The following is a 14,568-nucleotide window of genomic DNA, read 5'->3' as shown; positions in this document are numbered from 1 at the left end:
CATTTACTCGCCTTCAGGCATTTTCTGACCGAGAGCTTCTTTGCGGGACAGCTTGATCTTGCCCTGCTTGTCAATACCAATGCACTTAACCAGGACCTTGTCCCCTTCGCTCAGGACATCGGTGACCGCACGGACACGCTCTTTATCAAGCTCAGAGATGTGAACGAGACCATCGGTTCCCGGGAAGATTTCCACAAAGGCGCCGAATTCCATGATCTTGCGGACGGTGCCCTCGTAGAGCTTACCGACTTCAGCTTCCTGGATCAGGTCACGGATCATCTTGATCGCCAACTTGGCGGCCTCGCCGTCCGAAGAAGCGATATGGATGGTGCCGTCGTCCTGGATATCGATCGCGCAGCCTGTGGCTTCGATAACACCGCGGACATTCTTGCCGCCAGCACCGATAACGGTACGGACCTGGTCGGTCTTGACGCGGATGCTGGTAATACGCGGCGCGTACTTGGAGAGATCGTCGCGAGGAGCGTCGATCGCTTTAGCCATTTCGCCAAGGATGTGAATACGACCTTCTTTAGCTTGATCCAGCGCCTGGGTCATGATCTCCTTGGTGACGCCGGAGATCTTGATGTCCATCTGCAAAGCTGTAATGCCTGCAGCGGAACCGGTAACCTTGAAGTCCATGTCGCCGAGGTGATCTTCGTCACCGAGGATGTCGGAAAGGATCGCAACGTCGTCGCCTTCCTTGATCAGGCCCATAGCGATACCGGCGATAGCTTCCTTAACCGGCACGCCGGCGTCCATCAACGCCAGGGAGGCACCACAGACAGAAGCCATGGAAGAAGAACCGTTCGACTCGAGAACGTCAGAGACGATACGAATCGTGTAAGGGAAGTCTTCATGCTTGGGCAGGATCTGAGCAGCGCTGCGCTCTGCAAGCATACCGTGGCCAATCTCACGACGGCCGGGGAAGAGACGCATGCTGGTTTCGCCAACACAGAATGGAGGGAAGTTGTAGTGCAGCATAAACTTCTTGAACTCCATGCCCTGGACATTGTCCATACGTTGCTCGTCAACCTTGGTGCCGAGAGTCGCAGCAACCAGGGCCTGAGTCTCACCGCGGGTGAAGAGTGCGCTACCGTGGGAACGTGGCAGAACGCCTGTCTCGCAGGAGATGGGGCGAATGGTGCTCATGTCACGACCGTCGATGCGGACGCGATCTTTAGCAACCATTTGACGGACAACACGCTTCTCAACTGAGCCGAGGATGGCGCTGATCTCTTCTTCACGACCTTCAAACTCTTCAGCAAGGGCTTCCTTGACTGCGGTACGATTGTCGCCAAGAGCAGCATAACGCTCTTGCTTGGTTTGAATCTTGGCAGCAACCTTGATGTTGGCTTCAGCCAACTCAACAACCTTGGCTTCAAGGGCCGCGTCGGTTTCAGCAACGATGAACTCACGCTTCTCGAGACCAACCAGTTTGGCCAGCTCGGTTTGCGCATCGATCAGGGGCTGCAACGACTCATGGCCGAAGAAGATTGCATCAAGCATTTCTGATTCAGAGAGGAAGTCCGACTCGCCTTCAACCATCATCACGGCGTCTTTCGAACCGGAGACAACGATTTCGACATCGCTCTGTGCCATCTGCTCGAGTGTCGGGTTGGCAATCAGCTTGCCGTCAACCCGGCCAACACGAACGGCTGCGATCGGCCCTTCGAAAGGAATGTCCGAAATAGCAACGGCTGCTGAAGCTGCAACCATGGCGATCGTGTCAGGATCGTTGACCATGTCCGCTGAAATGACGGTGGGCATGAGTTGGGTTTCAAACATGTAACCTTTAGGGAATAGCGGACGCATCGGACGGTCGATCAGACGACAGATCAAGGTCTCGCGCTCGGTGGTGCCACGCTCACGACGGAAGAAGGATCCGGGGATTTTCCCGCCGGCATAGAACTTTTCCTGGTAGTTTACGGTCAGGGGGAAGAAATCCTGCCCTGCACGCATTTTTCTTGCCGAGACGACGGTACAAAGCACCTTGGTCTCGCCATAAGTAATGACGACAGCGCCGTCAGCCTGACGGGCCATCTTGCCCGTTTCCATTGTCAACGGTTGACCGTTGAACTCAATTTCGACTTTTTGATAAGCCATTTTTTTACCTCTTTCTGACCGGCCTTCCGGTCACCAATAATTACTGCTTCCTAAAATGGCAGAGGAGGATGGCCTGAGACAGCTCCTGAAGCACACTTGCTCAGAACCTCTCTCCGGACAACCTCCCGGCCATGACACTTACAAACTAAAGGCAGCAGACTCTATAAAAACAGAATCTTGCTGCCCGATTTTAGCGACGAATACCCAACTCTTTAATTACCGTGCTGTAACGCTCAACGCTCTTGCTTTTCAGATAATCGAGCAAACGACGACGCTGGCCGACGATTTTGAGCAGACCACGACGAGAGTGGTGATCCTTTTTGTGGGTACGGAAATGATCCGTTAAATAGGTGATACGCTCCGAAAGCAGTGCAATCTGAACTTCTGGAGAACCGGTGTCACCCTCATGGGTCTTGAATTTCTCAATGATTTCTTGTTTACGTTCTGTGGCCAGCACGGCGCCACCTCCTTGATCTTTGTCTATGAGTTATTGTCATTATCGGCAGTTAGCTACCTTAAAGAAGCATTATCTACCACAAAAGCCATGCCGTGTAAAGCATTTATCCGCTAGCAACAGGCAAGGGGAAAACCTTGGAAAGCTCAAAATCTCCTGGTCTTTTACCATGACCACCAGGAGCAAAATTAGCGATAGCAACCAATCTGCCATCAGACAGAAAACGAACCCTGTCTCCGGCGTTAAGTCCGGACACATTGAAATCCGCCATACTCGGAGCCACACCATCCTGCAACCTGTCGAGCAATGGCCCGGTGACGGAAAGTGTGGGCCAGTCAGCCAGGGCATCGGCAGGCGATAATAGCGGCAGTGGCTTCCCCTGCTCTACCAGTTCCTGGATTTCGTCAGGAGTGTAGCTGACCTTCACATCAAACTGGCCGCAAGCAAGGCGACGCAAGGCTGTCATATGAGCACCGCAATTTAATTTCTGGCCGATATCGTGACAGAGTGTTCTGACGTAAGTGCCTTTACTGCAACGGACAGTAAAGGTGACATAAGGAGGGGCAAATTCGTCTACCACAAGGCTTTCAATGGTTATCGAGCGCGGCTGGCGTTCTACTTCGATCCCCTGACGGGCCAACTTGTAAAGAGGTTGGCCATCCTTCTTGAGCGCTGAAAACATCGGCGGCAACTGTTGGATCGGGCCGACAAAACCGCTAAGGGCAGCATCGAAAGCCTCGCGATCCACATGTTGCCACTCTTTCGTTTCGAGGGACTGGCCTTCCGAATCCTGAGTGTCAGTCGTAGCACCAAGTTTCATGGTCGCCTGATAGGTCTTCTCGCCAGCCATCATATATTCGACAAGGCGCGTGGCCCAACCAACAGCGATCGGCAGGACACCGGTAGCCAGGGGATCCAATGTCCCGGCGTGACCGACCCGGCGAGTCTTGCACCAACGTCGAGCCTGGCGAACCATATCGAAAGAGGTCACGTCCTGTGGTTTATCAATGATGAGGATACCATTCATGGCAGTTCGGCGAGCAACTCGGAGACACGATCAAAAACCCAGCCCTGGACGCTATCGAGAGTACCGTCGACGGTTGCACCAGCGGCATTGTGATGCCCTCCTCCGTTCATGGCTCTGGCCAGGGCGCCAACATCGACATTCCCCTTGGAGCGGAAACCGACCTTGAAGCTGTGAGCGTTGGTTTGACGGAAGAAGATGGCGACTTCAACCCCTCTGATTGAGCGAGGGTAATTAATAAAGCGATCGGTTGCTTCTGAATTAGCGTCGGCCTGCTCATACATCTCAAGAGAGACGGCTATCGACGCGTAGAGGCCGCACTCAGAAACACGCAGTGTCGGCAAAGCGAGAGCCAGCAGGCGCAGGCGAACAAACTCCTGGCTTTCGTATAGACCTGAGGCAATCGACCATGGATCTACGCCGAGACCGACCATCTCTCCGGCAACCTGAAAAGCTTCAGGATTTGCATTGGAGTAGCGAAAGGAGCCTGAATCGGAGAGGATTGACGTATAAATACAGGTCGCGACATCCTTAGAGATCGGATGACCTGCGGCTTGCAGAAGACGATAGATTAAAACACCGGTCGCGCAGGCTTGCGTATCGACGTAGTAGATGTCGCCAAAATTTTCCGAATAGGGATGATGATCGATATTAACCAGCTTTTGACAACGTTCGCGAATCCAGCCTCCGGCTCGTTCCAGGTCACCGGAATCGAGGACAAAGCCGACGTCGAATATCTGAGAATCGTCAATCTGGTTTACAACGGTTTCATAACCTGGCAGAAATTCAAACTCAAGGGGCGCACGATCACGATTATAGGCAACGACATCCTTGCCCATTTCACGCAAAGCATTGGTAAGAGCCAGAGTTGAACCGATCGCATCTCCATCCGGGCCCTCATGGGCGGCGACAAAAAAAGTCTGGCTACGTTCAATGAGTTGCAGAAGCGGTTCAATCATCTTGTGGTTCGTCTGTCTTGATATCACTTAAGAGTTTTTCGATTTTCTGGCCGTAATCAAAGGAGGCATCATATTCGAAGTGGATCTCAGGAACGAAACGCAGGCGCAACAGGCGACCTAGTTGCTGGCGGATATATGAAGAACAACTAACGAGACCGGCATGAGTTTCAGCGCGATCGTCCTGACTGCCCATCAGGGTGTAGTAAACTCGGGCCTGACGTAGATCAGAGGTTACATCTACAGAAGTAATCGTTACGAAGCCGATGCGAGGATCCTTGAGACCCTTGATCAGCATGCTTGATATCTCTTTATGGATGGTCTCAGCCACCCGTTGTGCACGTTGTGATGACACGTTTTTACCTTACGTTTATCAATAGTGGATGAATTCTGTTTCAGCGTTGACCAAGTCCAGTTCACCCGATGCAAGCACTTCACATTCTATACGCGTTAAGATCGGCGCGACAACATGCTCTGAAGAACTGACAACCGCAAAACCTAACAAAGCCCTTTGCCACAGCTCCTGGTGCCCTACTTCTGCGCAACTTGCCGGAAATCGATTACGACAACGAGCCAGGACTTTCTGGATCACACCACGCTTCTGTTTAAGACTCTGCGGTCCATGCAGGCGCAGGTCCAACTGCAGAACACCGATCACCATATAAACTCACATGGCCCAGCCAACAGGCTGCAACGACCTTTAGAGGGCTGTTTTGAACTCCTTGATCTCGTAAGCTTCGATGATATCGCCGGGCTTGACGTCATTGTAATTCTCGAGGCCGATACCACATTCGTAGTTGTTATTGACTTCCTTGACATCATCCTTGAAGCGCCGCAGCGAAGAAAGCTTGCCGGTCCAGATCACGACATCGTCGCGCAACAGGCGGGCGTGGGCGTTTCGCAAGATCTTGCCGGAGACAACATAGCAACCGGCAACGGTACCAACCTTGGTGACATTGAAAGCCTCGCGGACTTCTGCACGACCGAGATCAACTTCCTTGAGGGTCGGCGCGAGCAGACCTTCCATGGCGTCCTTGATGTCATTAACTGCGTCGTAGATAACGTTGTAGAGACGGATATCAACACCTTCAAGCTCGGCCAGGGCACTTGCCTTAGGCGCCGGACGAACATTAAAGCCAAGAACGATCGCATCTGAAGCTGAAGCCAGGCTGATGTCTGTTTCCGTAATACCACCAACACCGGAGTGAATAACGATCAGGCGGCAGGCATCGGTAGAAAGCTTCGTCAAGGTGCCTGAGACAGCCTCGGCAGAGCCCTGAACGTCGGCCTTAACAATAACCTTGAGCTCTTTGACGTCGCCTTCCTGGATCCGGGCATAGAGTTCTTCCAGAGAGACCTTGCTGCTTCTGGCAAGTTCGGCCTCACGAATTTTATGATGACGATGCTGGGCAACATCTTTGGCCGTTTTTTCGTCTTCAACCGCATGGAAGGATTCACCAGCTTCCGGCACTCCGGTCAGACCAGTCACCTCGACCGGGAACGACGGGCCAGCAGCTTCAACAGCCATGCCACGGTCGTTGGTCATTGACCTGACACGACCATAATGCAGACCGGCAACGATTGGGTCGCCAACCTTTAAGGTCCCCTTTTGAACCAGAACCGTAGTGACAGGTCCGCGGCCTTTATCAAGGCGGGCCTCAACAACAGCGCCTTGGGCACGTTTGTTCGGATTGGCTTTCAATTCAAGAACTTCAGCCTGGAGCAAGATCATCTCCAGAAGTTTATCGATATTGGTGTGCTCCTTGGCAGAGACATTGACATAGATCGTCTCACCGCCCCAATCTTCGGGAAGAAGCTCGAGCTCGGAAAGTTCCTGCATGACCTTGTCAGGGTTGGCTCCCGGCTTGTCAATTTTATTGACAGCAACAATGATGGGTACTCCGGCAGCCTTGGAGTGGTTGATCGCCTCCTTGGTCTGCGGCATGGCACCATCATCAGCAGCAACAACGAGAACCACGATATCAGTGATTTCTGCGCCACGGGCGCGCATCGAAGTAAACGCTTCGTGACCAGGAGTATCAAGAAATGTCATTTTGCGACCATCAAGATCAACATCGTAGGCACCGATATGCTGGGTGATGCCGCCGGCCTCACCTTCGGTCACCTTGGCTTCGCGAATAGCATCAAGCAGGCTCGTTTTACCGTGGTCGACGTGACCCATGATGGTAATGACCGGAGGACGAGGCTCCTGGTTCTCATCGTCATCGACTGTCTCATCGAGGCTCGAATGCGCGAGGATGGTATCCTCATCGAAAGCGACGTTTTCGACTTCGTAGCCGAATTCCGAAGCCAGAATAGCAGCAGACTCGAAATCGAGAGGATGGTTGATGGTCACCATCTGACCCTGACGCATCAACTCTTTGATCAGGTCGTTGGCTTTGACACCCATGCGCTTGGCCAGCTCACCGATGGTAATAACGTCGGTAATCCTGATTTTACGCTTGATCGCTTTCGACTGCGTGATTTCGGTCTTTTTGGCAGGTCGGTTAGCTTTACGGCCCTTACGGTAGCGTTCGTTGCGATCGGGCTCGTAAACCTCTCTTTTGCTCTTGCGACGTGGACCGCCCGCCTCAGGACGAGCACCAGCAGCCTCACGGCCGCCCTTCTTTTTCTTTTTCGAACGGCCCTCTTTTTCTGAAGGGACGTCAGGGACCATCGGAGCTCCAGGAGCACCAGCGGCTCTTGGCGCCGCTGGCCGAGCCGGGCGTGCCGGACGATCCGGGCGAGAACCCGGAGCAGGTCTCTTGCCTTTATCGGCAGCAGCAGGCTGACGGCGAGGTCTTTCTGCAGGCTTCGGTAGCTCAACACGGCCAAGGATCTTGGCAGTGGAATTCGAATCTTTCTTGGTCTTCTTCTTTGCGACCGCTGCCTTCTCAGGCTTCTCTTCAGCTTCAGCTGCAACAACTTCTGTTGCAACGGGGGCCTCGTCAGAGACCTCAGCCGCAGCCTCAACAACCGCTGCAGACTCATCGGCATCCTTGGCCTTTTCGACAGGAGCATCAGCCTCCTGCGCGACCACTTCCTCTGTAGAGGGAGCTGGCTCTTCAGCCTCTGGCTCAGATGCGACAGCAGGAGTAGGCACTTCAGCTGCAACCACAGGCTCTTCAGCGACCGGCTCTTCTTTGACGACAGTCTTTCGACGGCGACGGATCAGACCTGAGCCGAGACGCTCTTCCTTAACCTTGACTTCGACAGTCTCGTCTACCGTTGCTGCGTCAGCCTGGTGCGATTGAGACGACTCGAACTTGAGTGCCACCTCTTCTTCCAGTGCACTCATATGGTTCTTGACCTCAATGCCGGCCTGATTAAGTTTGTCAACAATCTCTTTGTTGTCCAGACCCAATTTAGTCGCCAATTCATAAACACGAATTTTAGCCATCAACTTTCCCCTGAGATATCCTGATAACGGTACAGATCATGAAGAAATGCTTCCGCCAACTTTCCATCGGGCAAACCCACGACACTTCTTTCCGCACGCCCGAGTATGCGGCCAAGCTCTACTTTGTCGAATAATTTCGTCGTTACTATATCTTGGTGCTCAGCTTTGCGCCTGACCTTCTCACCAATTTGGGGTGAGATGTCTTTGGCCAGAATGACAACAGCCAATAGTTTCCTGCGGCCCAACGCGTCTAGCACGGCATTACTGCCAGCTACAAATTTCGCCGATTTTCTCGCCATGCCTAAGAGACTGGCAAGATGAGCAAGGAGCTCCTGCCTGACGGCCTCAATAAGGCTATCACTGGCAATGGGCTGACAACTCTTGCGAAAAGCCCGGTCAAACTGTTTTCTCTGCACAGCCGTCTCAATACAGCTTCGGCAATTGCAAAGGTAAGCGCCGCGTCCCGGCAAGCGACTTTTCAAGTCCGCCAGCACCTCACCCTCCGGCGAGCAGACGAAGCGTATCAGCTCTGCCTGGTCTTTAACCTGGCGACAGCCCAAACATGTTCGCTGCGGTTGCCGTCGGCCTTGTGTCACTCTTACTCCGCTTTCTCGTCAGCAGCGTTCTCGTCAGCAGCGTTCTCGTCAGCAGCGTTCTCGTCAGCAGCGTTCTCGTCAGCAGTCAGCTCTTCAACTCTGGCCTCAAGAGCACGGGTCACAGTGACGCGTGTTTCACCTTCAGCCATGGTGGTCAACTGCTCAGCTGACTCTGCCGTCTGAATGAACGCAATGGCGTCCTTGGCGGTCATTGCACTGAGAAGTTCAGCAGCCTCTGCTTCCTCTGCGGCGTCATTATTGCCGCCGCCACCGGTCAACTCGTCGAGCTCAGCTTCGGCTGCACGGGTTTCGCTCATGATATCAATTTTCCAGCCGGTCAACTTGGCGGCAAGACGAACATTCTGCCCTTTCTTGCCGATGGCCAGAGAGAGCTGATCATCAGGAACAATCATCTCCAACGACTCTTCGTCGTTATCGACGTAAACACGGGTCACTTCTGCCGGTGAGAGAGCAGCGCAGGCAAAACGTGCAATATCTGGCGTCCAGTTGATGATATCAATCTTTTCACCGCGTAACTCGGAAACGACATTCTGGACACGCGCGCCACGCATACCAACACAAGCTCCGATCGGGTCGACGTCCGGGTCATTGGAAAGCACGGCGATCTTGGCGCGGCTACCCGGCTCTCGGGAAACTGCCTTGATCTCAACGATACCTTCAGAAACTTCCGGAACCTCCATTTTGAAAAGTTCAATCAAAAGGGCTGGATGGGTCCGAGAAAGAATAATCTGCGGGCCCTTGGTTGCCATGCGGACATCAGAGATGTAAGCGCGAACACGGTCGCCCTGGCGATAATTCTCACGAGGAACCTGCTCACGATGAGGCAACAAGGCCTCGGTACGGCCAAGGTCAATAATCAGGTCACCACGCTCGTAACGACGCACGATACCGTTGACCAACTCGCCGAGACGATCCTTGAATTCATTGAAGACGCCTTCACGCTCGGCTTCACGAACCTTCTGAATAATCACTTGTTTGGCAGTCTGTGCAGCAATACGACTAAAGCTGCTGGCATCCATCTTCATACCGAGGGAGTCACCAACTTCTACATCAGGGTCAATTTCTTGCGCCTCACCAAGATCAATTTCCTGGTAAGAGTTTTCCACTTCTTCAACAACAGTGACAAACTCGAAGACTTCGACTTCACCGATTTCATCGTTAAAGTGAGCCTCGAGATCGCGGGTATTGCGATATTTCTTGTTCGCTGCCGAAAGCACGGCAGCCTCAAGAGCCTCAACCAACACAGCGCGGTCGATCCCTTTGTCTTTGACCACCTGGTCGATAATGTGATTCAGGTTGATATTCATCCCTTCCCCCTGCATACCCCACTCTTTCACGGTGGTGGCTGCTGTTGAAGTCTGTATTTGTAATACGTTTTACTAAAACTCTTCTTCCAGATTTGCCTTATCAAGATCGGCCAGCGGTATCGCAATCACGCCGCCCAGCTTGTCAGTCAGTTCGAGTCGCACATTGTCATCTTCAAAACCTAACAAGGTGCCGACGAAAGTCTTACGGGTTGTACCCCGCTGGTCCGGGTCAATCAGGTTCTTGCTCTTCAGCCTGGCTTTCTTGCCCACGAAACGTTTAAAATCGGTAGCCTTTTTCAAAGGCCTATCCAGACCAGGTGAAGACACCTCAAGGCGATAAGCGGACCTGATCGGGTCTTCGACTTCGAGTATAGCACTCACCTCACGGCTCACTTCGACACAGTCGTCAAGTGTGATCCCAGCAGGTTTGTCAACAAAGATCCGCAAAGCCAACTGTTTGCCATCTTGTTGTAACTGAAGATCAACCAGTTCATAACCGAGGTCATCAAGAATCGGCAGGACCAGTGTTTCAATTTGTGTCAGGTTATCTTCTCGCATCGCTATTTACCAAAACAAAAAAAGCGAGCCGCGAAGCTCACTTTTCGTATGAAAAGTTAATAGAGAGTTTACTATCAAAGTTCCCCCGGCAATGCAAGGGAAAAGTCATTCATTGGCTGTCAAAACGGCTTTCGAGAAACTCAATGCGACACTTTCTGCAGCAAGGTCATGCTTTCGATATGCCAGGTTTGCGGAAAGAGGTCGAAAGGCTGGCTGGAGATCACCTCGTAATCGCCGCTGACCATCGGCACCAGATCACGAGCGAGAGTCGCCGGGTCGCAGGACACATACAGGACCCTTTCAGGTTTAAGCTGCAAAAGCTGGTTGACCACCTCGTAGTTACCGGTGCGTGGGGGGTCGAGAACAACCAGATCGAGATTCTCACCTTTGAAGCGATCTATAATAGCCAAGGCATCAGCAGCAAAAAACTCGACGTTCCTGACCTGGTTGGCCTCAGCGTTAAGCCTCGCCATATCAATAGAAGGGGCATAATCTTCGATACCGACCACATGTCCAGCCCTGCGGGCAAGCGGCAGACTGAAGTTACCCATACCACAGAAAAGGTCAAAAACCTTTTCGTTGCCTTTGAGGTCGAGAAGCTCAAGCATGTTGCTGATCATAGCGCGATTCTGGCTCGAGTTAACCTGAACAAACCCGCCGGGCCCATAACGGAGTGCAAGAGCAGGCTGATCTATGGTGACTGTCAACTCTCCTTCACCGTGGACGATCTCTACTGAGCCCTGTTCTACGGTTTTGATGCAGGCATTCAAAGAGTAACGCGCAGCAAAGCTCTGCAACTGCCCACGAAGGGACTCATATCCTTGTGGGCGGACGTACAGGAGAAGACGAACGTTGCCATCGTCACCGCAAGCGAGATCGACCTGCTCCACAGACTCGGCGTTGTCCATCCCTTGCAAGTTCTCGCGCAAAAGAGACAAAACTTTCTGCAGGGGTGGAGAAACCAGACGACAATGATCGATATCAACGACGCTATGCGAGCCATGGCGGTAAAAACCGAGGGCAAGACCATCAGCAGAAAAGTGGGTCTTAAGCTGAACCCGGTTACGGTAACACCATTCGTCCGGCGCAGCCACAATCGGTTTAATACGATCCGCCTGAACCATCTTGCTGCGAACCAGCTGGTCGGAAAAGTTCTGCCCCTTCCAGCGTAGCTGTTCAGAATAAGGGAGGTGTTGCCACTGACAACCGCCGCAAGCACCGAAAAAAGCACAGGGTGGCTCACGCCTGAAGGGTGACGGAACAATAATTTCGATGAGTTCGGCTTCGGCAAAGCGTTTTTTGGATTTCACGACCCGGCAATCAATCCGATCACCAGGGGCCACGAGCGGAACAAACACAGCCTTACCCTCATGACGACCAATCCCCCGTCCGCCATGGACAAGAGAGGTTATTTCAAGGTTCCTGATAATTTCAGCCATAGAATGAATGGGTGCGCCGCTTGTTCAGCTCAGCAGCAACAAGAGAACGTGGATATTCAGGACGATTAAGATAGGGAGATGCGTTTTCCATGAAAGCCTCAATCATCGATTGACGCACCCCTTCGACAGCTGCGGTAGGCACGCCCATACGCTCAAGACGCTTAATGACTTTCAACTCCTTGCCCAAATTAGCGATGGCACTATCGCGGAAAGCTTCGTCATCGCTATTAGCCACAGGTAATACGTCAAGAGCGCACACGAGAGTGATCTGAATACAGACGCGATGGTAATCGCCAAAATACCGATTGCTCTCATCATCAAAGAGAATCTTCAGGCCATTATCCAGCCTTTCCTCTCTAATCGTTATCATCAACGCTCCCGAGCAACGCTTGCCGTTCATCTTCGACAATGTCTATCTCACTCATAAGCCCGCGCAGGATCCTGACTTCGCGCTCATCGAGGGCAGCACGGCCAAACATCTGCCGGTAAGAGCGCATGATATGCTCCGGGTTCTGGGGATTCAGGTACTTGATTCTGAGCAAGGTCTCGCGCATATGGTCAAAGAGGACTTCCAGTTGCTCGATGTTGGCAAGCTTCCTCTCACCCTGGACATTGCCCAAGGCTTCTCCATACTGTTTGCCCAGCTCATAGAGACAGATCACAACAGACTGGGCTAGGTTCATCGATGCGATGGTACCGCAGGTGGGAATCGTAATCAGACGCTGGCAGAGATCCAGCTCTTCCGTCTTCAAGCCCTTATCTTCACGACCGAAAACCAGAGCCACCCGACCTCCGTCAAGCAAAGGTAGCAACTCTTTTGCTGCGCTATCGGGATGATGAAAGTCAACCCTGTACTTGCCAAAACGCCGGGTCGTAGCATAAGCGTAATGACAGTCGTCAAGCGCCGACTTCAGGTCAGGATAAACGGTGGCCTGTTCCAGCAGAGGCGTCGCTTTAACCGCCATTTTGCGGGCTTCGTCATGAAGATGATCAACCACCGGCGCCACCAGGCGCAGATCGCTGACACCAAAGTTAGCCATGGCACGCGCAACAGAGCCTATATTTCGTTCCCCGCGTGACTCCACGAGGACAACACTGAGATTATCTAAATTCATTTTAAGCCTTAGCTGCCAGTATTGAAAACTGGGCCGTTGTATGTGTCACTATTATTGTAATTCTCAGTACCAACACCTAAAACCATTTAACGCAAACGCGCGAAGAGGCAGAGAAAGCCCGCAAAGAAAACCTCTTCAAAAAAAACATAGTCATCCTTTGCGTCTTTCTTGGCTTTTCTTAGCGTCTTTGCGTTGATCTTTTGATTTCAGCTCTTACTGCTTTGGTGAAAAGACGTATTCCCTTAGTTTGGGTTATAGGCCCGTTTTTAATGCATTAAAATGTTTTTCATTTGTTTGGCTTTTGAGACCACTTAATTCTAAACAAAGCTTACATACAGACTTCAATTGAGGTCACCCAGGTAACTCTGCACCAACGCAGCAGCAACAACAGCTGCCGTTTTGGTGCGCAGGATCCGCGGGCCAAGGCTGACCGGTAAAACCCCTTCAGCTTGGGCCTGCTCAACCTCATCAGCAGAAAAGCCCCCTTCGGGGCCAACCAGCAGAGCAACACTTTGCGGTTTAAAGGAGCCGAAGCCTTCCGTCAAAGACCAGGTGGTGTCACCTTCATGGAGCATCAGCTTCAATTCTTTAGTAGCGGCACAACTGAGCGCCTCGGTAAAAGAATGAACTTCAAGGAGCTCAGGGAGCATGGCTCGCCTGCATTGGCGAGAAGCCTTACGGATCACCTCCGCCCAGCCATGTGACTTCTCCTGCCTTGAGGCACGCTCTTCCTGAGCCGCTGAGCACTCAGACTGAATTGACACGATCCGGTTAACACCGAGTTCGGTCAGCCTTTGCAAGAGCTGCTCAAAACCCTCTTCGTCAGGCAAAGACAGGTAGACTTCGATCTGGATAGGGCTTTCAACCGGTGTGCGCAATCGCTGGAAAGGGACGCAGGAGGCAGAGCCTCCCTCAAGGCTGGTCAAGCGAGCAAGGTATGACGTCATCTGTTCATCGATGACGGTCACAACCTCACCTGCACTTGCCTGCCAGAGACCCAGAGCTCGCAGCGCTTTTTCTGAAAGAGGCGCCTCTTGATCAAGTTGCGGAACATGGTCCAGCCTGATCAGGCTAGCCTGGCCGCCATTATTAACGCATGACTGGGGCAAAACCATTCTCCCGGTAACCTTTAAAACGTTCACGCGACATTTCAAGTCTATCTTCATCAAAGGCTTCGGCGAAATCGATAGCGTGTCGGAAGAGTCGAATGAACTCATTGCTGCAGCTGGCCCCCATCAAAAGCACCTCGGCGCCGTTGGGGTTCTCCTCCCCGGCAACGATCACCACGGCTTCATCGTGACAGTCAACAGAGCCATTATCGTAGACATGCGGAACGAAGGCTCCCTGTTTCCAGGTCCACATAAAGCGATCCAGGGTTACCCCCTGGTTATCGTCCTTAACCATAACGAGCACACGTTGCCCAGAAAGATAGAACTCTTCTGCAAGTTCACAGAGGACAGCGGCGCGTTCAGGGCGGTTCAGTTTGATGAATTCGATGGTGGTCAAGTTGAGGCTCCCGAGCAATCATTTGCAAATGGAGATGCACTCTAGCAAATCCCTATTTTCAAGGTCAACAACTGTCATTGATCAGTGCG

General features: G+C 52.5%; 15 protein-coding genes. All 15 read right to left on the bottom strand.

Annotated elements, in window-relative coordinates:
• Positions 1–3: 3 nt before the first annotated feature.
• The gene (gene pnp, locus P9J64_01130; protein ID MDG5466919.1) at positions 4–2,103 is read right to left on the bottom strand and encodes a polyribonucleotide nucleotidyltransferase; all 2,100 of its coding nucleotides are present in this window, start codon (positions 2,101–2,103) and stop codon (positions 4–6) included.
• A gap of 190 nt (positions 2,104–2,293) precedes the next feature.
• Positions 2,294–2,560, bottom strand: coding sequence for a 30S ribosomal protein S15 (gene rpsO, locus P9J64_01125; GenBank protein MDG5466918.1), 267 nt, complete (start codon positions 2,558–2,560; stop codon positions 2,294–2,296).
• Between the two features lie 103 nt (positions 2,561–2,663).
• Positions 2,664–3,584, bottom strand: coding sequence for a tRNA pseudouridine(55) synthase TruB (gene truB, locus P9J64_01120; GenBank protein ID MDG5466917.1), 921 nt, complete (start codon positions 3,582–3,584; stop codon positions 2,664–2,666).
• Positions 3,581–4,540: a bifunctional oligoribonuclease/PAP phosphatase NrnA gene (locus P9J64_01115; protein MDG5466916.1), complete on the bottom strand. Its 960-nt coding sequence runs from the start codon at positions 4,538–4,540 to the stop codon at positions 3,581–3,583. The genes truB and P9J64_01115 overlap by 4 nt, the downstream gene beginning before the upstream one ends.
• On the bottom strand, positions 4,533–4,892 hold the full coding sequence (rbfA, locus tag P9J64_01110; GenBank protein ID MDG5466915.1) for a 30S ribosome-binding factor RbfA: 360 nt from the start codon (positions 4,890–4,892) through the stop codon (positions 4,533–4,535). Before rbfA ends, P9J64_01115 begins: the two co-directional genes overlap by 8 nt.
• Positions 4,893–4,910: 18 nt before the next feature.
• Positions 4,911–5,198 carry a DUF503 domain-containing protein gene (locus P9J64_01105; GenBank protein MDG5466914.1) on the bottom strand — a complete coding sequence of 96 codons (288 nt, stop codon included), beginning with the start codon at positions 5,196–5,198 and terminating at the stop codon, positions 4,911–4,913.
• Between the two features lie 39 nt (positions 5,199–5,237).
• The gene (infB, locus tag P9J64_01100; GenBank protein MDG5466913.1) at positions 5,238–7,937 is read right to left on the bottom strand and encodes a translation initiation factor IF-2; all 2,700 of its coding nucleotides are present in this window, start codon (positions 7,935–7,937) and stop codon (positions 5,238–5,240) included.
• Positions 7,937–8,533 (bottom strand): DUF448 domain-containing protein, encoded by a 597-nt coding sequence (locus tag P9J64_01095; protein MDG5466912.1) that lies wholly within the window; start codon positions 8,531–8,533, stop codon positions 7,937–7,939. The genes infB and P9J64_01095 overlap by 1 nt, the downstream gene beginning before the upstream one ends.
• Positions 8,534–8,535: 2 nt before the next feature.
• Positions 8,536–9,861 (bottom strand): transcription termination factor NusA, encoded by a 1,326-nt coding sequence (nusA, locus tag P9J64_01090; GenBank protein ID MDG5466911.1) that lies wholly within the window; start codon positions 9,859–9,861, stop codon positions 8,536–8,538.
• 72 nt (positions 9,862–9,933) lie between these two features.
• Positions 9,934–10,419, bottom strand: coding sequence for a ribosome maturation factor RimP (gene rimP, locus P9J64_01085; GenBank protein ID MDG5466910.1), 486 nt, complete (start codon positions 10,417–10,419; stop codon positions 9,934–9,936).
• Positions 10,420–10,559: 140 nt separating this feature from the next.
• Positions 10,560–11,858 (bottom strand): 23S rRNA (uracil(1939)-C(5))-methyltransferase RlmD, encoded by a 1,299-nt coding sequence (rlmD, locus tag P9J64_01080; protein ID MDG5466909.1) that lies wholly within the window; start codon positions 11,856–11,858, stop codon positions 10,560–10,562.
• Positions 11,851–12,228, bottom strand: a complete 378-nt coding sequence (locus P9J64_01075; GenBank protein ID MDG5466908.1) for a hypothetical protein — start codon at positions 12,226–12,228, stop codon at positions 11,851–11,853. The genes rlmD and P9J64_01075 overlap by 8 nt, the downstream gene beginning before the upstream one ends.
• Positions 12,215–12,973, bottom strand: coding sequence for an RNA methyltransferase (locus P9J64_01070; GenBank protein ID MDG5466907.1), 759 nt, complete (start codon positions 12,971–12,973; stop codon positions 12,215–12,217). The genes P9J64_01075 and P9J64_01070 overlap by 14 nt, the downstream gene beginning before the upstream one ends.
• 341 nt (positions 12,974–13,314) lie before the next feature.
• The gene (locus tag P9J64_01065; GenBank protein MDG5466906.1) at positions 13,315–14,082 is read right to left on the bottom strand and encodes a 16S rRNA (uracil(1498)-N(3))-methyltransferase; all 768 of its coding nucleotides are present in this window, start codon (positions 14,080–14,082) and stop codon (positions 13,315–13,317) included.
• Positions 14,063–14,479, bottom strand: a complete 417-nt coding sequence (locus P9J64_01060; GenBank protein ID MDG5466905.1) for a DNA polymerase III subunit chi — start codon at positions 14,477–14,479, stop codon at positions 14,063–14,065. Before P9J64_01060 ends, P9J64_01065 begins: the two co-directional genes overlap by 20 nt.
• Positions 14,480–14,568 lie beyond the last annotated feature (89 nt).

The sequence above is a fragment of the Deltaproteobacteria bacterium IMCC39524 genome (assembly GCA_029667085.1).
Lineage (GTDB): Bacteria > Desulfobacterota > Desulfuromonadia > Desulfuromonadales > BM103 > M0040.
This window is presented reverse-complemented; position numbering and strand designations above follow the sequence as displayed.